We start from the raw sequence: 22,151 nt of genomic DNA, 5'->3' as shown, positions 1-22,151 counted from the left end.
CGGGGCCGACCCGGGCACCGTTCAGCTGCCCGGAAGGCGAGGGCCGGTCAGCGCGCGGTATGCGCCCGCCCGGCGGCTCTGGCCGCCTCCGCCGCCTCGTGCAGCGCCGCGAGCCCGAGGGCGACGGGGGTGTGCCCGGTGCTGCCCCGCCGGACGCAGCCGAGGAGTTGGCGGGTCGGTGCCCCACGGCCGCGCAGCGGCACCCGTACCACGTCGAACTCCCGTGGCACGTGGGCGAGTCGGGGCACCAGGCTGATCCCGAAGCCGTACGCGACCAGGGCGGCGACCGCGTGCCACTCCACCGCACCGTGCGGCGTCACCCGAGGGGTGAATCCGGCCGCGGCGCAGGCGGTCAGGAGCAGCGGGTGCTGGTCGCGCGGGTCGCCCGCGCGAATCCAGCGCTCGGCTCCGGCCTCCGCCAGCCGTACGCCCTCGCGGTGGCGGGCGGCGAGGTGGTGGCCCGCCGGGACGAGCAGGTCCTGCGGCTCCTCGAACAGCGGCTCCTGCTCGAAGCGCGGGTCGTCCGGCGGCGGTCCGCCCGGCGCGGGGATGACCACGGCGATGTCCGCCCGGTCGGTCAGCAGCAGTCCGAAGCGGTCCTCGCCGGGGTCCTCGGTCAGCTCGACGGTCATCGCGGGACGCTCCCGGCGGAGCCGCTCCGCGGCTGGAAGGACCAGCGCCGCGAGTGCCGTGGCCACGGCCGTGACCCGCAGGCGTCCGGCCGCGCCCGCACGGTGGGCCGCCAGCTCCGCGCTGGCCTCCTCCCAGCGGGCGAAGAGCGCGTCGGCGTGCCGCAGCAGCGTCAGCGCCGCCGGGGTGAGCCGCACTCGGCGGCCCTGCGGCTGCAGGAGCGTGACCCCCAGGCGGTCGGCGAGCTGCCGCAGCTGCTGCGAGACGGTCGAGGGGGTGAGGTGCAGGGCTTCGGCCGCCGCGGTGACAGTGCCCCGCTCGTGCAGCACGCGCAGCGCCTGGAGGCGCGGGTCGATCATGCGGATATTCAACAAGGTCATGTGCGGAAACATTCGATGGACCCGCACATTGCCGCGGTCCGAGACTGCGGCCATGACCGCTTCGATCCTTGCGGGGCTCTGGGCCGGGTACGCCCTCGCGATCCCCGTCGGCGCCCTGGCTGTCCTCCTGGTGAGCCTGACCGCCCGGACCTCCTTCCGGGTGGGCGCTTCGGCGGCGCTCGGCGTCGCCACCGCCGACGGCTGCTACGCGGCCCTCGCCCTGCTCGGCGGCGCGGCGCTGGCGCATGCCGTGGAGCCGGTGGCGGGGCCGCTGCGGTGGGCCGCCGCTTCGGTGCTCGTCGCGATGGCGGCGCGGATCGCGGCGACCGCGCTGCCGGGCCGGGGCGCGGCGGCTGCGACGTCGGCTGCGGCGTCGGCGGCGGGCTCCGCGGACGGGCCGGACGTCCGGCAGCGGGGGCTGGCCGTGCCGTGGCGGGCGTACCTGGGCTTTCTGGGCCTGACCCTGCTCAACCCGTGGACCGTCGTCTACTTCTCCGCGCTGGTGCTGGGCCGCCAGGCGGGCGTGGGGGAGGGGGTGCCCGGCGCGGTCGGCTACGTCGCGGCGGTGACCGTCGCCTCCGCGAGCTGGCAGCTGCTGCTGGCCACGGGCGGCACGCTGCTCGGCCGGACGCTCACCGGTCCGCGCGGGCGGATGGTGACGGCGGTGGTGTCGAGCGTGGTGATCACGGTGCTCGCGGGGGGCCTGCTGCTGGCGGGCTGAGCGGACGCTCCGGCGTCAGGCCGGGCAGCCATCGCCGCCCGGCGTGCCGCGGGCACGCCGGGCGGTCGCCGCGGGCTCAGTCGTAGAGCTTGTCCGCGTACTTCGGTCCGTAGTAGTCCTCCAGGAATTCCAGCGAGTCCTCCTGCCGGTCCAGTGCCTTCGCGATCCGGGCGCGGCTGGGCACTGCGTCCGGCTCCCAGGTCTCCGGCTTCCAGGTGCCGGACCGCAGGAACGCCTTGGAGCAGTGGTGGAAGACCTCGTCGATCTCCACGATCAGCGCCAGTTGCGGGCGTCGGTTCCGGACGGCCATCTCGTCGAGGAACGGCGCCTCCCGCACGATCTTGGCCCGGCCGTTGATGCGGAGTGTGTCCCCGCGTCCGGGCAGCAGGAAGATCAGGCCGACGTGCGGGTTGGCCAGGATGTTGCGGAGGCCGTCGACGCGCCGGTTGCCGGGGCGGTCGGGGATGGCGAGTGTGCGGTCGTCGAGCACCTTGACGAAGCCGGGCGGGTCGCCCTTCGGGGAGACGTCGCAGCTGCCGTCCGGGCCGGAGGTCGCGATCAGGCAGAGCGACGTCCGGGCCAGCCAGTCGCGATCCAGCGCGTGCAGGGCGGGTCGTGTCTTGTGTACGGCGCGCGCCGTCGGCTCGCCGATCAGCTCGCGGAGCTCGGCCTCGGAGGTGACCTCCACCAGTTCTGTCCCTGTTGTCATGCCACCGATCCTACGGAGGTCGCGGGACCGGGTCCGGTCAGGAATTGTGGTGCGAAATGCCCGTAAAGTCCATTCTGGGGTTAGCGTCGAGGTATGCACACCGCATCCGCACCCGCACCCAGGCACGGGCTCCACGGGCACGGGCTCCGGCTCGCCCGATTGCTGGCCGTCCTCGTGGCGGCGCTGGCACTGGTGGTCGTGACGGCCCCCGAGGCGCGTCCGGCGGACGGCCTCGACCGTGCGGCGGCGGCCCTGCGCGAGGGGCCGGTCCACGTCGACCCGCGCGCCGCCGGCGAACTGTCCGGGGCCGACGCCCGCGCGCTGGCGGACACCATCGAGTCGGCGGACGCCCCGGTCTTCGTCGCCGTGCTGCCCGCGGCGGCCGAGTTCGACCCGGACACCGTCTTCCACGACCTGCGGACCAAGGTGGGGATCACCGGCGTCTACGCGATCACGCTGGGCGACCGCTTCTCGGCCCGCGCCGACGCCTCGGTGATGTCGCGTGCCGAGGTCGCCAACCTCGTCGGCACGGTGGAGCGCTCCGACCCCGGCGACGTGCGGGCCCGGCTCAACGGCTTCGTCGACCAGGCTGTGCAGCAGGCCGACGGCCGGGCCCCGGCCTCCTGGGACGTGCGCGGAGCGGACGCCGGCGGGGGCTCCGGGGCGGGCGCGGCCGTGCTGATCAGCCTCGGCGCCGTGCTGGTCCTCGTCACCGGTGCCGCGCTGCTGGCGGGAGGCGGCCGGCGCAGGCGCCGCAGCCGCCAGGACCGGCGGCGGCTGGAGACGCTCCGGCCCGTCGTCGACGAGGACATCACCGCCTTCGGCGAGGAGCTGGACCGCGTCGACCTCTCTGCCGCGCGGATGGACGACGCGGCGCGCGCGGAGTACGCCGCCGCTCTGGACTCGTACGACCGGGCGAAGGCCGCGATGGCCGCCGCGCGCCGCCCCGGTGAGGTGCGGCAGGTGACCGAGGCGCTGGAGGAGGGGCGGTTCTCGCTGGCCACCCTGGACGCGCGGCTGGCCGGCGAGCCGCTGCCCGCCCGCCGCCCGCCGTGCTTCTTCGACCCCCGGCACGGCCCCTCGGCCGAGGATGCGTCCTGGGCGCCCCCGGGCGGCGCCGAGCGGACGGTGCCGGTCTGCGCGGCCGACGCCGCCCGGCTGGCGGACGGCCGGGAACCGATGGCCCGCGAGGTGGACACGCCGTCCGGGCGGCGGCCGTACTGGGAGGGCGGTCCGGCCTACGGGCCCTGGGCCTCCGGCTACTTCGGCGGCGGCCTGCTGCCGGGGCTGCTGGTGGGCACGATGCTCGGCGGGAGCATGCTGCACGGTCCGTACGCGTACGGCGCCGGGGGTGAGGCGGGCGGCGACGGTGGCGGCGGCTACGAGGGCGGCGACACCTCCGGCTCCGACTTCGGGCCGGGCGACTTCGGCGGCGGGTTCGGCGGAGGTGGCGGCGACTTCGGCGGCGGGTTCTGAAGCCGTCGCTCAAGGCTGTTCCGCGTCCCCCGTCCCGTGCGGGTGCCGGAGGAAGCCGAGGAGGACGGCGGTGAGTTCGGCCGGCGCGTCCTCCTGGACGAGATGGCCCGCACCGGCGATCAGCTCGAGCCGCGCGCCCGGGATGCGCCCGGCCAGCTCCTGCCCCTTCGCCGCGGGAATCCACTCGTCGTTCTGGCCCCAGCACACCAGCGTCGGTACGGCGATCTCGCCGTACCGGTCCTGCACCTCGTCGGTGTGGCGCTGGTCGGCCTGGGCGATCTGCCGGTAGAAGGCCGCCTGTCCCGGGTCGCCGAGCCAGGGTTCGACGAGCCGGGCCAGGACCGCCGGGTGCAGCCCGGGGCTGCTCGCGGAACTCACGTACTCGCCCACCAGCGCCCGGTGCAGCGCGGGGGGCAGCTGCTCGAAGACCTCGGGGTGCTCGCCGACGAGCCGGAAGAAGGGGGAGCCCCACGGCGCCAGCGCGACGGGGTCGACCAGGGCGAGCGCGCGGTAGCGGGCACCGTGCAGCAGATGGGCCCGCAGGGCGACGGCACCCCCGAAGTCGTGCGCCGCCACCAGCGGTTCCGCCAGCCCCCAGTGGCCCAGGAGTTCGGTGAGGACCCGGCCCTGAGCGGCCAGCGAGACGTCCTGGCCGGCGGACTGCTCCGACTGCCCGTATCCGGGCATGTCCCACACGAACACCTCATGGCTGCGGGCGAGCGAGCGGGCGACGCCGCGCCAGACGTACGAGGAGAAGGGGGTGCCGTGCAGCAGGACGACCGGCGGAGCGCCAGGCCGCCCGAGGCGGTCCCAGCGGACGTCGCCGGAGGTGCTGCGGAAGGTCTCGGTCAGCTGCCAGTCACCCATGGGTGCGGTTCCTCTCGGGTCGGTCGCTTCCGTGGATCGGCGGGTCCTCTCCGGGAAGCGTTCCACAGCGTCTCCCGGGGGCGGTGTGCCCGGCATCGCGCCGGAACGCCGTCGGCGGTACGCGCTGCCAGGCTCCGCCGTCACCCTTCCCGCGCCGCCGCCCGGACGCGCCTGGCGGAGTCAGCCGAGCAGGGCCGCGAGCGTGGTGTCGAGGTCGTCGGCCCTGGGCTGGTTGTGGGGGAGCCTGGCGAGAATCTTGGCCATGCCGCAGGTGTTGGTGAGCGCGGAGAAGACCAGGCCGCCGGCGACGGCCGCGGACAGCCGGCGGGCCGCGCTCCAGCGCTGTCCGGCGATGAGGCCGGCCAGGACGAGCGTTCCGGCGGCGAGGCGGACCTGGCGGTCCATCGCCCAGGAGGTGCGGGTGCCCGCGGGGCGGTGGGTGCCGTGGCCGAGCCGGGTCCAGGCGGTGGTGCCGCCGCTCAGGGTGGCCGCGGCGATGCCCTGGTCGGCCAGGCGCCGGCAGGCGGTCGCGGAACGGGCGCCGGAGGCGCACACGACGAGCAGGTCGCCGCGGCCGGCGGCGGCCCTCAGGGCGGGCAGGGCCGTGCCGAGGTGGTCGAGGGGGATGTTGTGGGCACCGGGCAGGTGGCCGGAGGCGTATTCGCCGGGGGTACGGACGTCTATCACGGTCAGCTCGTCCAGACGGGCGTGCGCCTGGACGGCGGTGAGGGTGGTGGGTGCCACGGGGATTTTCCTTTGCTCGGTTGGGGTTACCCCCTTCGATAGGATACCCAAGGGGGTATCTCGAAGGAGTGTGGGCTGTGGAACTCGCGATGGCGGCTGAGGAACTGAAGACGGTGGTCAACCGGCTGCGCCGGGCGCAGGGCCAGATCGCCGGTGTGATCAAGATGATCGAGGAGGGGCGGGACTGCGAGGAGGTGGTCACGCAGCTCGCGGCGGCCTCCCGGGCGTTGGACAGGGCGGGTTTCGCGATCATCGCGACCGGTCTGCAGCACTGCCTGACCGATGTGGACATGGCCGCCTCCGGCGACCGGGAGCAGATGCGTGCGCGTCTGGAGAAGCTGTTCCTTTCGCTGGCCTGAGCCGGTGTCCGGCCCCGTGCGGGGCCGGGGTCAGGTGAGGCTGTCGATGAGCATGAAGGCGGCCACGGCCAGCAGGACGACGGCGAAGGCGCGTTGCAGCAGGGCGCCGGTGACCTTGGCGGCCAGGCGTTCGCCGTCCCAGGCGCCGAGGATCGCGGCGCCGGTGAAAGGGCCGATGAGCGCCCAGTCGATGCCCGCGGTGGTGGCGCCCCGGGTGGCCAGGGAGGCGAGGGAGTTCGCGGAGACGACCAGCAGGCTGGTGCCGACGGCGGCCCGCATCTCGAAGGCGAGCACGCGGGCCAGCGCGGGGACGGTGAGGAAGCCTCCGCCGACGCCGAGCAGGCCGGTCAGCGCCCCCAGCCCGGCTCCGGTCCCGGCCGCCTTCGCCGGCCGCACCGTCGTGGTGCCGCCGCCGCTGCCGGGCCGCAGCATCTTCACCGCGGCCAGGGCGGCGACGGCGGCGAACGCGGCGGTCAGCAGCGCTTGCGGCAGACGGGCCGCGGCGGCACCGGCCGCGGCAGCGGGCAGGAGTCCGGCCGCGGCGAACAGGGCACCGGCCTTCCAGCGGACGCTGCCGGTGCGCGCGTGGGCGTACAGGGCGGTGAGCGAGGTGGCGGCGACGATGATCAGGCTGGCGGTGGTGGCGGCGGCCGGGGTGAAGCCGAGCAGGTAGATCAGCGCCGGGACGGCCAGGACGCTGCCGCCGCCGCCGAGCGCGCCGAGCGCGAGGCCGACCACCGCCCCGGCGGCCAGCGCCAGGATCAGCGTGCTCACGCCCTGACTCCGCCGCCGCCCCGACCGCCGGTGACGCAGCTGGCCTCCACGCCGCGTCCGCCGGACAGCGGCAGGTGCGGCGCGCCGGGTGCGTGCCCGGCTTCCCGCTCCGGTGTCTCACGGACGTCCAGCAGCACGGCCTTGCCGTCCCCGGTCCGCTGGTGGACCTGGGCGGGGGTGAGGCGGCCGGGGCCGCGTCGAGGAAACGGGAACATCGTGGATCACCTTCGTGGGGAGGGCGGGGCGGGTGCGGGGACGTGTGTCAGCCGGTGGTGCCGGGCCGGGTGAGGGGCAGTCCCGCCTCGGTGGCGGCGTCGAAGCCGTCGTCGACGGCGACCACGTCACGGCCCGCGGCATCCAGCAGGGACGCGGCGATCGCCGCGCGCATCCCGCCGGCGCAATGCACCCACACCGTCCCGTCCGGCACCTCGTGGATGCGGCCGTGCAGCTCGTGGACCGGGATGTGCACCGAGCCGTCGACGTAGCCGCCCGCGCGCTCGGAGTCCCTGCGCACGTCGAGGACGACCACGTCCTCACCGCGCTCGCGCACCTGGGCGAGGCCGGCGAAGCGGGCGCGGGGGAAGGAGGCGAGCTGCTCGCCGGTGCGTACCCAGCCGTCCGGGTCGCCGGTGGCGGCCGCGGCCGGGCGGTCGATGCCCACCCGGGCCAGCTCACGCTGCGCGTCGGCGACCTGCTCCGCTGTGGCGGCGAGCAGGGTCACGGGCTTGCCCCACGGGATCAGCCAGGCCAGGTAGGTGGCGAGCTTGCCCTCGCCCTCGAAGTTGAACGACCCGGCCACGTGCCCCTCGGCGAACGCCGTACGGCTGCGCAGGTCCACCACCCACTCACCTGCGGCCAGCCGGGAAGCGATCTCCTCGCCGTCCGCACGCCGGGGCGGGGTCAGGTCGAGCGGCGCGGGACCGGCGGCGTTGACCGGGCCCATGTGCGCGTAGTACGCGGGCACGTCCTCCAGCCCGGCGAGCGTCCGCGCGACGAAGGTGTCCACGTCCAGGGTCAGCGCGTCGTTGGTCCGGCGCTCCTTGCCGATCGTGCTCGCGTCCCCCTCGGCCTGCCCGGAGGAGCAGAAGCTGCCGAACCCGTGCGTGGGCAGTACCGGCACGTCGTCGTCCAGTTCGTCGGCCAGCCGGTGCGCGGAGGCGTACTGGGCACGGGCGAGCTGTTCGGTCAGCCTCGGTTCGACCAGGTCCGGGCGGCCCACGCTGCCGATCAGCAGCGACCCGCCGGTGAACGCGGCGACACCGCGCCCGTCCTCGGCGAGGGCGTAGGAGGTGTGGTGCGGGGTGTGACCGGGCGTGGCGATCGCCCGCAGTGTGAGGCCCTCGTCCACCGTCACGGTGTCACCGTCGGCGACCGGCGTGCGGGCGAAGGAGACGTGCGCCCCGGCGGGTACCAGGTACTGGGCGCCGGTGACGCGGGCCAGCTCCAGGCCGCCGGTGACGTAGTCGTTGTGCACGTGGGTCTCGGCGACGTACGCGATCCGCACCCCGCGCCGGGCGGCTGCGGCGATGACCTGATCGATGTCGCGCGGCGGGTCGACGACCACCGCGGCACTGGGACCGCCGGCCAGGTGGCTGCGGTTGCCCAGACCCTCGAATTCCAGGGTGTCGACGAAGAACACGACGGTGACTCCTCTTGGACGGTGTACCCCGGGGGGTATTGGACTCACTCTAACAGGCATACCCAGGGGGGTATTCCGTGGGTGGAACGCGCCCGTCCCGGCGTCGCCTCGCCCCATGCGGGCGCTCGGCGGGGTATAGCGGAACCAGTCGTTCCGAACCCTCCGGGAGTGTCCGTGTCCTACGACCGCACCGTCCGCCTCGACGCCGGCTTCGACGCCGCCGTCACCGCCGTCCGCAAGGCCCTGGCCGACCAGGGCTTCGGCGTCCTGACCGAGATCGACGTCCGAGCCACCCTCAAGGCCAAGCTCGGCCACGACATGGAGGACTACCTGATCCTCGGCGCCTGCAACCCGCCCCTCGCCCGCCAGGCCCTCCAGGCCGACCGCAGCATCGGCCTGCTCCTGCCCTGCAACGTCGTCGTGCGCCGCGACGGGGACACCACCCTCGTGCAGGCCCTGGACCCGAACACCATGGTCACCCTGAGCGGCCTGCCCGCCCTCGAACCCGTCGCCGACGATGCCGCCGCCCGCCTGGACGCGGCGCTGGCCGCCCTCACCTGACGGTCGGCCGAGCCCGGACCGAAGACCGTGGAGGCCCTGTGCCCGTTTGGTGCGCGCCGGAGTAGTGTCCGAAGGCGTGTGCGAAGAAAGCGTGCGACAGGGCCACGGCACCCAGGGGCGGACGGGCGGGGGGCTTCGGTGAAGAGGCTGCGGGCACTGGTGGTCGGAGCTGGTATCGGCGGGCTGACCACGGCGCTCAGCCTGCACGCCGCCGGAGTGGCGGACGGCGGCGGTCTCACCGTCGTGGACGCCTCCGAGCGGCTGCTGCCGCTCGGGGCGGGCATCAACCTCCAGCCGCACGCGGTGCGCGAGCTGACCGAACTCGGCCTCGGGGAGCGGCTGTCCGCCGTCTCCGCCGAGCCGCGTGAACTGCTGCTGGCCGACCGGCACGGCAACCGCGTCGCCGCGCACCCGAGGGGCCGGTTCGCGGGCTACCGCTGGCCGCAGTTCTCGGTGCACCGGGGCGAGTTGCAGCGCCTCCTGCTGGCGGCCGTCCGCGAACGCCTGGGGCCCGGCGCGATACGGACGGGGCTCGCGCTGGAGCGCTTCGAGGAGCGCGCGGACGGGGTGACCGCGCTGCTCCGGTCCCGTCCGCGCCCGGGACCTGGCGGGTCGACGGCCGCCGAGATCTCCGCCGACGTGCTCGTCGGCGCCGACGGCATCCACTCCGCCGCGCGGCGCCAACTCCACCCCGGCGAGGGCGGGCCGCGATGGAACGGCATCCGCATGTGGCGCGGCGTCACGCAGGCCCCGCCGCCGCTGGACGGCGCCACCATGGTCGTCGCGGGCAGCTACCGGCCCGCCCGCGTCGTCGTCTATCCGCTGGGCGGCGGCCAGGTCAACTGGGTCGCCGAGGTGCGGATGCCCGCTGCGGCGCCCCCGCCGGGCGCCGACTGGTCGCGCGCGGGGCGGCTCGCCGACGTCCTGCCGTACTTCGCGGACTGGCACATCGACGGCGTCGACGTCGGCGGGCTGCTGCGCGGCGCGCCCCGCATCCTGGACTACCCGATGGTCGACCGCGACCCGCTCGCCTCCTGGGGCAGCGGCCGGGTGACGCTGCTGGGTGACGCCGCCCACCCGATGCTCCCGGTCGGCTCCAACGGCGGCTCGCAGGCGGTGCTCGACGCGCGCGTGCTGGCCCGCGAACTGGCCGCCGAACTGCGGCGCGAGAGGCCGGACCCGGTCGCCGCGCTGCGGGCGTACGAGCACGCACGGCTCGGTCCGGCCAACGAGATCGCGGCAGCCTGCCGGGACATGCCCGCGGACCGCGTCCTGGACACCGTCGCCGAGCGCGCCCCCGGCGGCTTCCGCCATATCGGCGACGTGCTCTCCGCGGCCGAACTGGCCGGAATGCGCGAGGGCATGCGCCGCACCACGGACATGGACGTGACGGCGCTCAACTCCCGCCCCTCCTGGTCCGTGCCGGGCCGCCCGCACACCTCCTGACCGACTGCTGCCGGTGCCGCCCGCGCGCCCGTCGCGCTGCCCGGAAGCCCCTGTCCGACGCGCCCTAGCCGAACTGCACGGAGCGCTTGGCCAGGCCGTTCCAGAATCCGTCGATGACCGTGCGCTGGGTGTCCAGATCGGCCTCGCCCGCGCCGAGTGCCACGAACAGCGGGGCGAAGTGCTCGGTGCGCGGATGGGCGACGCGGCCCGCCGGGGCGCGGTGGCGGAAGTCCAGCAGGGCGTCGAGGTCCCCGCTGTCCAGGGCCTCCCTGCCCCATTGGTCGAACTCCCGCGACCAGCCGGGGGCCTCGTCCGGCCCGGTGCCCCAGCTCAGCCCGCTGAGGTTGTGGGTGAAGAAGCCGCTGCCGATCGCCAGCACGCCCGCGTCCCGCAGCGGCGCGAGCCGGCGGCCGAGCCGCATCAGCTCCGCCGGGTCGAGGCTGGGCATCGACAGCTGGAGGACGGGCACCTCAGCGCAGGGATACATCTCGGCCAGCGGTACGTACGCCCCGTGGTCCAGGCCGCGGGTGGGGTCGTCACGTACGGGGGCGGCGGGGGAGTCAAGCAGGCCGCGTACCGCTTCGGCCAGCTCAGGGGCGCCGGGTGCCGGGTAGCGCACCTGGTAGTAGCGCTCGGGGAAGCCCCCGAAGTCGTAGACCAGCGGCACCGTGCGGGTGGCGGAGAGGGTGACCGGGGCGGACTCCCAGTGCGCGGAGATCATCAGGACCGCTTCGGGGCGCGGCAGTCCGGCCGCCCAGGCGGCCAGCTGGCCCGTCCACAGGGTGTCGTCGGCGAGCGGGGGCGCGCCGTGGCTGAGGTAGAGCACGGGCATCCGCCCGGCGTGGCCGGAGGTGGCGGGCTGCATGGCGGGCTCCCGGTGTGTTAGTTCACATTCGAATAGCTTCGCGGGCAAGCCTACGACTTAGTTTTAATTTGAACAACCGCGTAGAGTGGCCCCATGAACGAGACCCGGTGGCTGGACGCGCACGAGATGGCGGCCTGGCAGGCGTTCCTCCAGGCGAGCAACCGCGTCGCGCGCCATCTGGAACAGCAGCTCCGGGAGGGCGCGGGGCTCTCCCACCCGCAGTACGAGATCCTCGTGCGGCTGGCCGCCACCCAGGACGGCGAACTGCGGATGACCGAGCTGGCCGACCTGCTCGTCACCTCCAAGAGCGGGCTCACCTACCAGGTCGGCCAGTTGGAGAAGCGCGGCCTGGTACGGCGCCGCAGCTGCCCGACCGACGTGCGGGGCGTGCTGGCCGCGCTCACCGCCGAGGGGCGCCGCCTCCTCCGCGAGGCCGCGCCCGGCCACGTGGCGGCCGTACGCGAGTCGCTCATCGACCACCTCACGCCGGACGAGCTGGCCGTCCTGGCCGACGCCCTGGGCCGGGTCGGCCGGCGCCTCGGCGCGGACGCGCGCCCGCCGGACTTGGAGGCGGGGACGAACGGGTCGCCAGGCCCGAGGCCGTAGTCGGTGCGGGACTCGTAGTGCAGGACGTCCGGGCAGCTTCCGCCGCCGGTCTGCACGCTGTGCGGACCGACGCGCTTCCCGGTGCACAGCTCGCAGACCTTCAGCAGGACGCGGACCTTGTCGTTCTCGTGGTTCGGTCACCCCGTCCGCAGCGGTGATAAACGCCAGGTGGCGAAGCGGAGCCTGGACCGCCGGAATACCGGCCGCGGGCGGGAACCCGTGCCGGATGGGGGGAGAATCGGCAGCGCACCACCCGCAGGACCACCCGCGCACCCCGTCCACGAGCAGAGCCGGAGCACCTGTGCCCCCGCAGATCACCATCGATCCCACCTCGGCCGAACCGCCCTACGAACAGCTGCGCGCCCAGGTCGCCGGCCTGGCCCGCAGCGGACGGCTGCCCGCCGGGCACCGGCTGCCGACCGTGCGCGGGCTGGCCCAGGAGCTGGGGCTGGCGGCGAACACCGTCGCCAAGGCGTACCGGACGCTGGAGGCCGACGGAGTGATCGAGACCCGGGGGCGCAACGGCACCTTCATCGCCGCCGCCGGGGACGCCGCGGAGCGGGCGCTGGCCGAGGCCGCGCAGACCTACGCGCGGCACGCGCTGCGGCTGGGCGCGGACCGGACCGCCGCCCGCGAGGCCGCGGACGAGGCCCTGCGGGCGGCGTACGGGGGCGGCGCCGCGCGCGGGGGCGGCTGACCGGCGGCGCCGGTGTAGTGCCGGCGGCGCCGGGGCGCGCTACTCGAAGCGCGACGGGTCGCCCGCCCCCCGGCGTACGACCTCCGCCTCGCCGCTGGAGAAGTCCACCACCGTGGTCGGCTCCGTGCCGCAGTCGCCGGAGTCGATCACGGCGTCCACCACGTGGTCCAGCCGCTCCTTGATCTCCCAGCCCTGGGTCATCGGCTCGGGCTCGTCGGGAAGCAGCAGCGTGCTGGAGACCAGCGGCTCGCCCAGCTCGGCGAGCAGCGCCTGGGTGACGACGTGGTCGGGGATGCGGACGCCGACCGTCTTCTTCTTCGGCTGGAGCAGCCTGCGCGGCACCTCCTTGGTCGCCGGGAGGATGAAGGTGTAGCTGCCGGGCGTGGCCGCCTTGACCGTGCGGAAGACCCTGTTGTCCAGCTGCACGAACTGGCCCAGCTGGGCGAAGTCCTGGCAGACCAGGGTGAAGTGGTGCTTGTCGTTGAGCTGCCGGATGGAGCGGATGCGGTCGATGCCCTCCTGGTTGCCCAGCTGGCAGCCGAGCGCGAAACAGGAGTCCGTCGGATAGGCGACCAGCGCCCCCGCGCGGATGCTGTCGGCCACCCCGCTCATGGTGCGGCGCTGCGGGTTGTCCGGGTGCACGTCGAAGTACTTCGCCATCCACCGAGCTTACGGCCTGACGCCTGCCCGGGCCCGCGGCGGCCCCGCCGCGGGCCCACGGGTGCCTACAGCAGTTCCACCGCCTTGAGCGTGGTCGCGCGGAAGTCCTGCACGGGGGCGTCCGCCAGGGTGCCGATCTGGCCCCACTGCACGGCGGTCACGGTCCTGCCGTCCCGCCCGACACCGAAGAGGTGCACGTTGTGCGAGGAGTTGGGGAGCGCGCTGTACACGCCGTACAGGTGCGCCCCGTCGCCCACCTCCAGCGTGCCGTAGTCCTCCCAGGAGGCGGTGCCGCCCGGGTGGTCCCCGAGCCAGTCCCCGGCGCACTCCGCCACCGACTCGTTCAGCTCCTCGGCCAGCTCGGCGGCCTTCGCGCTGCTCCTGGCGGTGACGCTGACCTGGACGGCCCCGGTGTCCAGGTCGGTGGTGAAGGTGCGGTGGTAGCTCGCGGCGGCCGGCAGGTCGTCGCCGTCCAGGCAGAAGGGCCGCGGGTCGGGCGGCCCCTGGGTGACCTCGCCCGCCCGCCATTCGGACGACGGGTGCGGCGGCAGGTCGTCGGCCGACAGGAAGCCGGGCGCCGGAGCGGCGGGCCGCTCCACCGCGTGGGACTGTCCTGCCGTGGTCAGGCTCGCCGCGAGGACGGCGGCGGCAGCGGCGGCACCCGCCGCGAGGGTGCGGAATCGATGAGAACGCATGAGCAGAACCCTTCCCCCAAGAAGAAACTCTCCTCACGAAGACACCTCGTTCGGCAGCAGGGTTGTACGCCTCGACGGGTGACCCCGGTTTCTGCCGCGTCCGTACGGCCCAGTCGGGATGCGGCCCGGCCCGCCCGTTGGTGAGCTGACCGGACACGGCCCGGAATCCGCCGGCTGTCCAGGGAGGGCCCGCCCGTGACCGATACGTCCGAGGAGAACCGCCAGGCGCCCGAGGCCGGGCTCGACGGCCCGGCCGCCGAACTGCTGCTGCGCACCGGCCGGTTCTTCCGCCGTGGCACCACCGCCGCCACCTCGGCCGACCTGCGCGCCCTCTACCGGGAGGGCGGGCGCCAGGGCGACGTCTTCTACCGCGACCGCTGGAGCCACGACAAGGTCGTGCCCTCCACCCACGGGGTCAACTGCACCGGCTCCTGCCGCTGGAAGGTGTACGTCAAGGACGGGATCATCACCTGGGAGACGCAGGAGACCGACTACCCCTCGGTGGGCGCGGACCGCCCCGAGTACGAGCCGCGCGGCTGCCCACGCGGCGCCGCGTTCTCCTGGTACACCTACTCGCCCACCCGGGTGCGCTACCCCTACGTGCGCGGCGTGCTGCTGGAGACCTACCGGGAGGCGAAGCGGCGCCTGGGCGACCCGGTGGCCGCCTGGGCGGACATCCAGGACGACCCCGTACGCCGCCGCCGCTACCAGCGCGCCCGCGGCAAGGGCGGACTGGTGCGGGCCACCTGGGAGGAGGCGGTGGAGATCGTCGCCGCCGCCCATGTGCACACCGTCAAACGGCACGGTCCGGACCGGATCGCGGGCTTCTCGCCGATCCCGGCGATGTCGATGGTCTCGCACGCCGCCGGTGCCCGCTTCATGTCGCTGATCGGCGCGCCGATGCTCTCCTTCTACGACTGGTACGCCGACCTGCCCGTCGCCTCCCCGCAGGTCTTCGGCGACCAGACGGACGTACCCGAGTCGGGCGACTGGTGGGACGCGGCCTACCTCATCATGTGGGGGTCCAACGTGCCCGTCACCCGTACGCCCGACGCACACTGGATGGCCGAGGCGCGCTACCGCGGCCAGAAGGTCGTCGTGGTCGCCCCGGACTACGCCGACAACGCGAAGTTCGCCGACGAGTGGCTCCACCCGCACCCGGGCACCGACGGCGCGCTGGCCCTCGCCATGGGCCACGTGGTGCTCCGGGAGTGCTTCGTCGACCGGCAGGTCCCCTTCTTCACCGACTACGTCAAACGCTTCACCGACCTGCCCTTCCTGGTCACCCTCACCGAACGGGACGGCGCCTGGGTGCCGGGCAAGTTCGTCACCGCCGCCGACCTGGGCGACCGCGGTGAGGGAGCGCGTTGGAAGACGGCCGTGCTGGACGCGCGTACCGGACTGCCCGCCGTCCCCAACGGCTCGCTGGGCTTCCGCTGGACCGACTCCGGGGCGGGCAGCTGGAACCTGGACCTGGGGCAGATCCGCCCCAAGCTGAGCCTGTACGCGGACCCCGCGGCGGACGGCGTGGAGGTACTGCTGCCGCGCTTCGACACCGACGGCGGCACGCACGGCCAGGGCCGGGGCGAGACCCTGCGCCGGGGGGTGCCCGCCACCCGGCTCGGCGGCCAGTCCGGTCCCCTGGTGACCACCGTCTACGACCTGCTGCTCGCCCAGTACGGCGTGGCCCGGGACGGCATGCCCGGCTCCTGGCCCACCGGCTACCTGGACGCGGACGCGCCCGGCACACCCGGCTGGCAGGAGACCCACACCTCGGTGCCCGCCGACCGGGTCGTGCGCATCGCCCGCGAGTTCGCGGAGACCGCCGAGCGGTCGCGGGGCCGCTGCATGATCCTGATGGGCGCCGGGACCAACCACTGGTTCCACTCCGAGACCATCTACCGCGCCTTCCTCGCCCTCCTCCAGCTGACCGGCTGCCAGGGCCGCAACGGCGGCGGCTGGGCCCACTACGTCGGCCAGGAGAAGTGCCGCCCGGTCACCGGCTGGGCCACCCTCGCCTCCGCCAACGACTGGTCCAGGCCGCCGCGGCAGATGATCGGCACCGCTTACTGGTTCCTCAACACCGACCAGTGGCGCTACGACGGCTTCACCGCCGACGTCCTCGCCTCGCCGCTGGGCGAGGGCCGCTTCACCGGCATGACCGGCGCTGACTGCCTGGCCTTCGCCACCCGCAACGGCTGGATGCCCTCCTACCCGACCTTCGATCGCAACCCGCTCGACCTGGCGGACGAGGCGGAGCGGTCCGGCACCGACCCGGCCGCGTACACGGTGGCCGAGCTGCGCGCCGGACGGCTCGGGTTCGCCTGCGAGGACCCGGACGCGCCCGCCAACTGGCCGCGCGTACTGACCCTGTGGCGGGCCAACCTGCTGGGCTCCTCCGCCAAGGGCGCCGAGTACTTCCAGCGCCACCTGCTGGGCACCGACTCCTCGGTCACCGCGGCCGAGGCCCCCCAGGAGGTACGCCCCAGGGACGTGCGGTGGCACGAGAAGGCGCCCGAGGGCAAGCTCGACCTGCTGCTGTCGCTGGACTTCCGGATGACCTCCTCGACGCTGATGTCGGACGTCGTGCTGCCCGCCGCCACCTGGTACGAGAAGCACGACCTCTCCAGCACCGACATGCACCCCTACGTGCACGCCTTCACCCCCGCCGTCGACCCGCCCTGGCAGGCCCGTACCGACTTCGACGCCTTCCACGCCCTGGCCCGCCGCTTCAGCGAACTGGCCCGCGACCACCTCGGTGTACGGCGCGACCTGGTGGCCACCGCGCTCCAGCACGACACGCCGGGGGAGACCGCGCAGCCCGGCGGCGTCGCGCTTGACTGGCGGCGCGGCGAGTGCGAGGCCGTACCGGGGCGGACGATGCCCGCGCTGACCGTCGTGGAGCGCGACTACACCGCGATCGCCGAGAAGATGGCCACCCTCGGCCCGCTGGCCGCACAACTGGGCCTGCCCGCCAAGGGGATCGTGCTCCACCCGGACCAGGAGATCACCGAACTGGCCGCCCGCAACGGCACCCGGCGCGGCGGCGGCCCGGCACACGGCCGCCCGCTGATCGACACCGCGGTCAAGGCGGCCAACACCGTCCTCGCGCTCTCCGGCACCACCAACGGGCGCCTGGCCACCCAGGGCTTCCGCACCCTGGAGGCACGCACCGGCACCGCCATGGCGCACCTGGCCGCCGAGCACGAGGGCAAGCAGGTCACCTACGCGGACACTCAGGCCGCGCCGGTCCCGGTGATCACCTCGCCGGAGTGGTCCGGCAGCGAGGCGGGCGGGCGGCGCTACGCCGCCTTCACCCTCAACACCGAGCACCTCAAGCCCTGGCACACCCTCACCGGACGGCAGCACTTCTTCCTGGACCACGACTGGATGCACGAACTGGGCGAGGCCCTGCCCGTCTACCGGCCGCCGCTGGACATGAACGCACTGACCGTCGAGCGTGCGCGAGCCGGCCAGGGGCTCGGCGGCGAACCGGCGCCGGGCCCCGGCGGGCAGCAGGAGGTGACCGTGCGCTACCTCACCCCGCACAGCAAGTGGTCCATCCACTCCGAGTACCAGGACAACCTCTTCATGCTCTCGCTCTCCCGCGGCGGCCAGAACATCTGGATGTCGCCGCAGGACGCCGAAGCCATCGGCGTCCGCGACAACGACTGGATCGAGGCCGTCAACCGCAACGGCGTGGTGACCGCCCGCGCGGTGGTCTCCCACCGGATGCCGCGTGGCACCGTCTACATGCACCACGCCCAGGACCGCACCGTCGGCGTCCCCAAGGCGGAGACCACCGGGCGACGCGGCGGCATCCACAACTCGCTCACCCGGCTCATCCTCAAACCCAGCCACCTCATCGGCGGCTACGCCCAGCTCTCCTGGGCCTTCAACTACCTGGGCCCCACGGGCAACCAGCGCGACGAGATCACCGTCATCCGCCGCCGCTCCCAGGAGGTGACCTACTGATGAAGGTCATGGCGCAGATCGCGATGGTGATGAACCTCGACAAGTGCATCGGCTGCCACACCTGCTCGGTCACCTGCAAGCAGGCGTGGACCAACCGCACCGGTGTGGAGTACGTGTGGTTCAACAACGTCGAGACCCGCCCCGGACAGGGCTATCCGCGCCGCTACGAGGACCAGGAGAAGTGGAAGGGCGGCTGGGCGCTGAACCGGCGCGGCCGGCTCCGGCTGCGCGGCGGCGGCCGGTTCAAGAAGCTCGCCACGATCTTCTCCAACCCCCAGCTCCCCGACATCCGCGACTACTACGAGCCGTGGACCTACGACTACAGCCACCTCACCAACGCCCCGCTGGGCGACGACATCCCCGTGGCCCAGCCGCGCTCCCTCCTCACCGGCAAGCCGATGAAGATCGAGTGGAGCGCCAACTGGGACGACAACCTCGGCGGCGTCAGCGAGCAGGGCCACCTCGACCCGATGGTCACCCGGGCCCGCGAGGCCGCCTCCGAGAAGGTGCGCTTCGCCTTCGAGGAGACCTTCATGTTCTACCTGCCGCGCATCTGCGAGCACTGCCTCAACCCCTCCTGCGTCGCCAGCTGCCCCTCGGGGGCGATGTACAAGCGCAGCGAGGACGGCATCGTCCTGGTCGACCAGGACCAGTGCCGCGGCTGGCGGATGTGCGTCTCCGGCTGCCCGTACAAGAAGGTCTACTTCAACCACAAGACCGGCAAGGCCGAGAAATGCACCCTGTGCTACCCCCGGCTGGAGGTCGGGCTGCCCACGGTCTGCTCGGAGACCTGCGTGGGACGGCTGCGCTACCTCGGCGTCATCCTCTACGACGCGGACAAGGTGCTGGAGGCCGCCGCCACCCCGCAGGACACCGGGCTCTACGAGGCGCAGCTCGGCGTCTTCCTCGACCCCGCCGACCCGGCGGTGCGCCAGGAGGCCGAGCGGGCCGGGATCTCCCACGACTGGATCGAGGCGGCCCGCCGCTCACCCGTGCACGCGCTCATCAGCCGCTACAAGGTGGCGCTCCCGCTGCACCCCGAGTACCGCACCATGCCGATGGTCTGGTACATCCCCCCGCTCTCGCCGGTCGTGGACGCCCTCACCGGGACCGGGTTCGACGGGGAGGACGCGGGCAACCTGTTCGGCGCGATCGACGCGCTGCGCATCCCGTTGGAGTACCTGGCCGAACTCTTCACCGCGGGGGACACCGCCCCCGTACGCGCCTGTCTGGAGAAGCTCGCCGCGATGCGCGCCCACCTGCGCAACGTCAACCTGGGCGGCCCCCCGGACGAGGCGGCGGCCCGTGCGGTGGGAATGAGCGGCGAGGAGATCGAGGAGATGTACCGGCTGCTGGCCATCGCCAAGTACGAGGAGCGGTACGTCATCCCCACCGCGGCCCTCGGCGACGCGCGGCGGCTGGAGGAGAGCGCGCTGCCGGACGGGTGCAGCCTCGACTTCGAGGGCGGTCCCGGCATGGGCGGCGGCCCGCGCACCGGCTCCGGGCCGGTGGGGGAGGCCTCCGGGACCCCCACGGCCGTCGCGGTGGAGAACTTCCACGTCCTGCGGGACCGGCAGACCGCCGATGAGCCCAGCGCGCCCGGCAAGGAGCGGGTCAACCTCCTCAACTGGGACGGCAACGGGCGGCCCGACGGGCTCTTCCCGGCCACCGCGTCCGATCCACCGGAGGAACGATGAGCGACCACGCCGTACTCCACCAGGCCGCCGCCCGCTGCCTGACCTACCCGGACGCCGGCTTCCACGCGGACGTGCCCCACCTGCTGCGCGCCCTCGACAGGCGCGCGCGCCCGCGCCCCGGCCGCGACCGCGGGCGCCGCGGTGCCCGGCTGCTGCGCGCCTTCCTCGCCGACGCCGCCGGGATGGGCCCCGAGCGGCTCACCGCCCACTACGTCGAGGTCTTCGACTTCCGCAACCGGCGCTGCCTCCACCTGAGCTGGTGGACCGACGGCGACACCCGTCGCCGCGGCATGGCCCTGGTGCGCTTCAAGGAGTACTACCGGCAGCACGGACTGGAGTACAGCGACGGCGCGGAACTGCCCGACTTCCTCCCGGCCGTCCTGGAGTTCTCCGCCCGCACCGGCACCGACCGCCTCCTGCGCGAGCACCGGCCCGCCCTGGAGTTGCTGCGGCTCGCCCTCGCCGACTGCGGCACCCCCTACGCGCAGGTCCTGGCGGCGGTGTGCGCGACGCTGCCCGGCGCCTCGCCCAAGGACCGCGCCGCCGCCCAGGCCATGGCCCGCGAGGGGCCGCCGCGCGAGGACGTCGGCCTGGAACCGTACGGGCCCGGGGCGCGGCTGCTGCCCGTGCTGACCGGGAGCGGGGAGGAGCGATGAGCGTCGCCGACGGGCTGCTGTGGAGCGCCCTGCCGTACGTGGTCCTCGCGCTGCTGGTGGCGGGCACGGTCTGGCGCTACCGCTACGACAAGTTCGGCTGGACCACCCGCTCCTCCCAGCTCTACGAGTCGCGGCTGCTGCGGCTCGGCTCGCCCCTCTTCCACTACGGCATCCTGTTCGTCCTGGCTGGGCACCTGGTCGGGCTGCTGATCCCGGACTCCTGGACCAGCGGCCTCGGCGTGAGCGAGCACGCCTACCACTACCTCTCCCTCTACACCGGCACCGCGGCCGGGCTGCTCACCGTCGCCGGGATCGCGCTGCTGGTCTACCGGCGGCGCACCAACGGGCCCGTCTTCCTCGCCACCACCCGCAACGACAAGCTGATGTACCTGGTGCTGCTGGGCGCGATCGTGATGGGCATGTGGGCCAAGCTCGCGCACGCCACCGGCACCGGCTACGACTACCGCGAGACGATCGGCCCGTGGCTGCGCAGCCTCTTCGTCCTCCAGCCGGACCACGCCCGCATGGACGGGGTGCCGCTGACGTACCAGATCCACGTCGTCGTCGGCCTCGCGCTGCTCGCGCTCATCCCCTTCACCCGGCTCATCCACATCTTCAGCGCCCCGGTGCACTACCTCTTCCGGCCCTACATCGTCTACCGCAGCCGGGACGCGCGGCAGCTGGGCCCGCGGGCGGAGCGGCGGGGCTGGGAGCGGGTGCGATGACGGCCGCGGCCGAGGAGCGCCCGCGCGCGGCGCAGGAGCGACCGTCCGCCGCCGCCTACCGCAACCTCGCCGTCGCGACCGTCGGCTTCGCCCTCACCTTCTGGGCCTGGAACCTCATCGCGCCGCTGGCCGGAGACTTCCGCGACACGCTGGGCCTCAGCTCCTTCCAGCAGTCGCTGATGGTGGCCGTGCCGGTCATCGTCGGCTCCCTGGGCCGCGTCCCGGCCGGGGCGCTCACCGACCGCTACGGCGCGAAGGTGATGTTCCCCCTGGTCACCGCGGCGACCATCGTCCCCGTGCTGCTGCTCGTCCCGGCGAAGGAGTCGTACGCGGGCCTGCTGCTCGTCGGCTTCTTCCTGGGGCTGGGCGGCACGACCTTCGCCATCGGGGTGCCCCTGGTCAACTCCTGGTTCCCGCCACGGCGGCGCGGCTTCGCGGTGGGCGTCTTCGGGATGGGCATGGGCGGCGTGGCGCTCTCCGGCTACTTCACGCCGCGCATCCACGGGCACGGCGAGGACCTGCCCTTCCTCATCGTGGCCGTCGCCCTCGCGGTGTACGCCGTCCTGGGCTACCTGCTGCTGTCCGACCCGCCCGGCCGCACCGTGCCCGCCACCTCGCTCACCGAGCGCCTGGGTGCCGCCGGACGGCTGCGGGTCACCTGGGAACTCTCCGCGCTCTACGCCGTCGGCTTCGGCGGCATCGTCGCCTTCGGCGTTTACCTGCCCACCTACCTGAAGACCTGGTACGACCTGGACGCCACCGACGCGGGCACCAAGGCAGCGGGTTTCGCCCTGGTGACCGTCCTCTTCCGGCCGCTGGGCGGCTGGCTCTCGGACCGCAGCCACCCGGCGGCCGTCACCTCCTGGGCGCTGGGCGTCGTCGGGGCGGGCGCCGTCGCCCAGGCGTTCGACCCCACGCTCGACCCGGTGGGCACGGTCTGCCTGCTGACGATGGCCGCGGGGCTGGGCACCGCCAGCGGCAGCGTCTTCGCCCTGGTCGCCCGCGTCACGCCGCCCGCCAGGGTGGGCAGCGTGACGGGCATCGTCGGCGCCGTCGGCGGGCTCGGCGGCTTCGTCCCGCCGCTGGTGATGGGCGCCATCTACAGCGCCAAGGACTCCTACTCGATCGGCTTCATGCTGCTCTCCGACCTCGCGCTGGCCGGGTGCGTGTACGCGTACGGGCGGATGCGGTCGGCGGAGCCCCCCGGCGCACGGAGCTGAGGGCTGCCGCCGGGGCACCGCGCGCGCCCCCGACTGCACCACCGCACCC

At 74.1% G+C, this 22,151-nt stretch carries 22 protein-coding genes; 12 read left to right on the top strand and 10 right to left on the bottom strand.

What is annotated here, in order from left to right; translation table 11 throughout:
• Window positions 1-47 precede the first annotated feature (47 nt).
• Window positions 48-1,010, bottom strand: coding sequence for a LysR family transcriptional regulator (locus H299_RS0129140; RefSeq protein ID WP_486587475.1), 963 nt, complete (start codon window positions 1,008-1,010; stop codon window positions 48-50).
• 52 nt (window positions 1,011-1,062) lie between these two features.
• Here H299_RS0129140 and H299_RS0129135 point away from each other — a divergent pair, with 52 nt between their 5' ends.
• Window positions 1,063-1,731, top strand: coding sequence for a LysE family transporter (locus H299_RS0129135; protein ID WP_027751308.1), 669 nt, complete (start codon window positions 1,063-1,065; stop codon window positions 1,729-1,731).
• A gap of 76 nt (window positions 1,732-1,807) precedes the next feature.
• Here H299_RS0129135 and H299_RS0129130 read toward each other — a convergent pair whose 3' ends face one another.
• Complete coding sequence (locus tag H299_RS0129130; protein ID WP_027751307.1) at window positions 1,808-2,440, bottom strand: pyridoxamine 5'-phosphate oxidase family protein; 633 nt, start codon at window positions 2,438-2,440, stop codon at window positions 1,808-1,810.
• A 93-nt stretch (window positions 2,441-2,533) separates the two neighbouring features.
• Here H299_RS0129130 and H299_RS0129125 point away from each other — a divergent pair, with 93 nt between their 5' ends.
• Entirely contained in the window at window positions 2,534-3,916 is a 1,383-nt protein-coding gene (locus H299_RS0129125) for a hypothetical protein (protein ID WP_051262952.1), read from the top strand.
• Between the two features lie 9 nt (window positions 3,917-3,925).
• Here H299_RS0129125 and H299_RS36860 read toward each other — a convergent pair whose 3' ends face one another.
• Both H299_RS36860 and H299_RS0129115 read right to left on the bottom strand, forming a co-directional pair.
• Window positions 3,926-4,783, bottom strand: coding sequence for an alpha/beta fold hydrolase (locus H299_RS36860; protein WP_037761145.1), 858 nt, complete (start codon window positions 4,781-4,783; stop codon window positions 3,926-3,928).
• Window positions 4,784-4,963: 180 nt separating this feature from the next.
• On the bottom strand, window positions 4,964-5,527 hold the full coding sequence (locus tag H299_RS0129115) for a rhodanese-like domain-containing protein (protein WP_027751305.1): 564 nt from the start codon (window positions 5,525-5,527) through the stop codon (window positions 4,964-4,966).
• A 77-nt stretch (window positions 5,528-5,604) separates the two neighbouring features.
• Between H299_RS0129115 and H299_RS0129110 the strand changes: the two genes are divergently transcribed.
• The gene (locus H299_RS0129110; RefSeq protein WP_027751304.1) at window positions 5,605-5,886 is read left to right on the top strand and encodes a metal-sensitive transcriptional regulator; all 282 of its coding nucleotides are present in this window, start codon (window positions 5,605-5,607) and stop codon (window positions 5,884-5,886) included.
• Between the two features lie 30 nt (window positions 5,887-5,916).
• Here H299_RS0129110 and H299_RS0129105 read toward each other — a convergent pair whose 3' ends face one another.
• The 3 genes from H299_RS0129105 to H299_RS0129095 are packed head-to-tail and all read right to left on the bottom strand — an operon-like array spanning window position 5,917 to window position 8,299.
• Complete coding sequence (locus H299_RS0129105; RefSeq protein WP_027751303.1) at window positions 5,917-6,660, bottom strand: sulfite exporter TauE/SafE family protein; 744 nt, start codon at window positions 6,658-6,660, stop codon at window positions 5,917-5,919.
• Window positions 6,657-6,875, bottom strand: coding sequence for a rhodanese-like domain-containing protein (locus H299_RS40040; protein ID WP_199782519.1), 219 nt, complete (start codon window positions 6,873-6,875; stop codon window positions 6,657-6,659). Before H299_RS40040 ends, H299_RS0129105 begins: the two co-directional genes overlap by 4 nt.
• Before the next feature lie 47 nt (window positions 6,876-6,922).
• A complete protein-coding gene (locus H299_RS0129095; RefSeq protein ID WP_027751302.1) occupies window positions 6,923-8,299 on the bottom strand; it encodes an MBL fold metallo-hydrolase in 1,377 nt (458 codons plus the stop codon).
• 174 nt (window positions 8,300-8,473) lie between these two features.
• Between H299_RS0129095 and H299_RS0129090 the strand changes: the two genes are divergently transcribed.
• Together H299_RS0129090 and H299_RS0129085 are read left to right on the top strand one after the other, a co-directional pair.
• A complete protein-coding gene (locus tag H299_RS0129090) occupies window positions 8,474-8,860 on the top strand; it encodes a DUF302 domain-containing protein (RefSeq protein ID WP_027751301.1) in 387 nt (128 codons plus the stop codon).
• A gap of 138 nt (window positions 8,861-8,998) precedes the next feature.
• On the top strand, window positions 8,999-10,306 hold the full coding sequence (locus tag H299_RS0129085) for a flavin-dependent oxidoreductase (RefSeq protein WP_486587474.1): 1,308 nt from the start codon (window positions 8,999-9,001) through the stop codon (window positions 10,304-10,306).
• 64 nt (window positions 10,307-10,370) lie between these two features.
• Here H299_RS0129085 and H299_RS0129080 read toward each other — a convergent pair whose 3' ends face one another.
• Window positions 10,371-11,171 (bottom strand): dioxygenase, encoded by an 801-nt coding sequence (locus tag H299_RS0129080; protein ID WP_027751299.1) that lies wholly within the window; start codon window positions 11,169-11,171, stop codon window positions 10,371-10,373.
• Between the two features lie 93 nt (window positions 11,172-11,264).
• Here H299_RS0129080 and H299_RS0129075 point away from each other — a divergent pair, with 93 nt between their 5' ends.
• Window positions 11,265-11,777: a MarR family transcriptional regulator gene (locus H299_RS0129075; RefSeq protein ID WP_027751298.1), complete on the top strand. Its 513-nt coding sequence runs from the start codon at window positions 11,265-11,267 to the stop codon at window positions 11,775-11,777.
• 301 nt (window positions 11,778-12,078) lie between these two features.
• Window positions 12,079-12,474 (top strand): GntR family transcriptional regulator, encoded by a 396-nt coding sequence (locus tag H299_RS0129070; protein WP_027751297.1) that lies wholly within the window; start codon window positions 12,079-12,081, stop codon window positions 12,472-12,474.
• Between the two features lie 39 nt (window positions 12,475-12,513).
• Here the strand turns inward: H299_RS0129070 and H299_RS0129065 are convergent, their stop codons facing one another.
• Together H299_RS0129065 and H299_RS0129060 are read right to left on the bottom strand one after the other, a co-directional pair.
• Window positions 12,514-13,134, bottom strand: coding sequence for an L-threonylcarbamoyladenylate synthase (locus H299_RS0129065; protein WP_027751296.1), 621 nt, complete (start codon window positions 13,132-13,134; stop codon window positions 12,514-12,516).
• 65 nt (window positions 13,135-13,199) lie between these two features.
• A complete protein-coding gene (locus tag H299_RS0129060; RefSeq protein ID WP_027751295.1) occupies window positions 13,200-13,829 on the bottom strand; it encodes a hypothetical protein in 630 nt (209 codons plus the stop codon).
• A 261-nt stretch (window positions 13,830-14,090) separates the two neighbouring features.
• Between H299_RS0129060 and H299_RS0129055 the strand changes: the two genes are divergently transcribed.
• The 5 genes from H299_RS0129055 to H299_RS0129035 are packed head-to-tail and all read left to right on the top strand — an operon-like array spanning window position 14,091 to window position 22,102.
• Window positions 14,091-17,804 (top strand): nitrate reductase subunit alpha, encoded by a 3,714-nt coding sequence (locus tag H299_RS0129055; protein ID WP_037761312.1) that lies wholly within the window; start codon window positions 14,091-14,093, stop codon window positions 17,802-17,804.
• Window positions 17,804-19,501: a nitrate reductase subunit beta gene (gene narH, locus H299_RS0129050; RefSeq protein WP_027751293.1), complete on the top strand. Its 1,698-nt coding sequence runs from the start codon at window positions 17,804-17,806 to the stop codon at window positions 19,499-19,501. Before H299_RS0129055 ends, narH begins: the two co-directional genes overlap by 1 nt.
• Window positions 19,498-20,157: a nitrate reductase molybdenum cofactor assembly chaperone gene (gene narJ, locus H299_RS0129045; protein ID WP_027751292.1), complete on the top strand. Its 660-nt coding sequence runs from the start codon at window positions 19,498-19,500 to the stop codon at window positions 20,155-20,157. Before narH ends, narJ begins: the two co-directional genes overlap by 4 nt.
• Window positions 20,154-20,882: a respiratory nitrate reductase subunit gamma gene (gene narI / locus H299_RS0129040; protein ID WP_027751291.1), complete on the top strand. Its 729-nt coding sequence runs from the start codon at window positions 20,154-20,156 to the stop codon at window positions 20,880-20,882. Before narJ ends, narI begins: the two co-directional genes overlap by 4 nt.
• Window positions 20,879-22,102: an MFS transporter gene (locus H299_RS0129035; protein ID WP_027751290.1), complete on the top strand. Its 1,224-nt coding sequence runs from the start codon at window positions 20,879-20,881 to the stop codon at window positions 22,100-22,102. Before narI ends, H299_RS0129035 begins: the two co-directional genes overlap by 4 nt.
• Window positions 22,103-22,151: the final 49 nt, after the last annotated feature.

This window comes from Streptomyces sp. CNH287 (assembly GCF_000424825.1).
This window is presented reverse-complemented; position numbering and strand designations above follow the sequence as displayed.

Excerpts from the sequence above, each read along its gene's own strand:
- H299_RS0129080 (WP_027751299.1), bottom strand. The coding sequence starts at position 11,171 with ATGCAGCCCGCCACCTCCGGCCACGCCGGGCGGATGCCCGTGCTCTAC.
- H299_RS0129135 (WP_027751308.1), top strand. The coding sequence starts at position 1,063 with ATGACCGCTTCGATCCTTGCGGGGCTCTGGGCCGGGTACGCCCTCGCG.
- narI (WP_027751291.1), top strand. The coding sequence starts at position 20,154 with ATGAGCGTCGCCGACGGGCTGCTGTGGAGCGCCCTGCCGTACGTGGTC.
- H299_RS0129125 (WP_051262952.1), top strand. The coding sequence starts at position 2,534 with ATGCACACCGCATCCGCACCCGCACCCAGGCACGGGCTCCACGGGCAC.
- H299_RS0129065 (WP_027751296.1), bottom strand. The coding sequence starts at position 13,134 with ATGGCGAAGTACTTCGACGTGCACCCGGACAACCCGCAGCGCCGCACC.
- H299_RS36860 (WP_037761145.1), bottom strand. The coding sequence starts at position 4,783 with ATGGGTGACTGGCAGCTGACCGAGACCTTCCGCAGCACCTCCGGCGAC.
- H299_RS0129140 (WP_486587475.1), bottom strand. The coding sequence starts at position 1,010 with ATGACCTTGTTGAATATCCGCATGATCGACCCGCGCCTCCAGGCGCTG.
- H299_RS0129130 (WP_027751307.1), bottom strand. The coding sequence starts at position 2,440 with ATGACAACAGGGACAGAACTGGTGGAGGTCACCTCCGAGGCCGAGCTC.
- H299_RS0129075 (WP_027751298.1), top strand. The coding sequence starts at position 11,265 with ATGAACGAGACCCGGTGGCTGGACGCGCACGAGATGGCGGCCTGGCAG.
- H299_RS0129060 (WP_027751295.1), bottom strand. The coding sequence starts at position 13,829 with ATGCGTTCTCATCGATTCCGCACCCTCGCGGCGGGTGCCGCCGCTGCC.
- H299_RS0129035 (WP_027751290.1), top strand. The coding sequence starts at position 20,879 with ATGACGGCCGCGGCCGAGGAGCGCCCGCGCGCGGCGCAGGAGCGACCG.
- H299_RS40040 (WP_199782519.1), bottom strand. The coding sequence starts at position 6,875 with ATGTTCCCGTTTCCTCGACGCGGCCCCGGCCGCCTCACCCCCGCCCAG.
- narJ (WP_027751292.1), top strand. The coding sequence starts at position 19,498 with ATGAGCGACCACGCCGTACTCCACCAGGCCGCCGCCCGCTGCCTGACC.
- narH (WP_027751293.1), top strand. The coding sequence starts at position 17,804 with ATGAAGGTCATGGCGCAGATCGCGATGGTGATGAACCTCGACAAGTGC.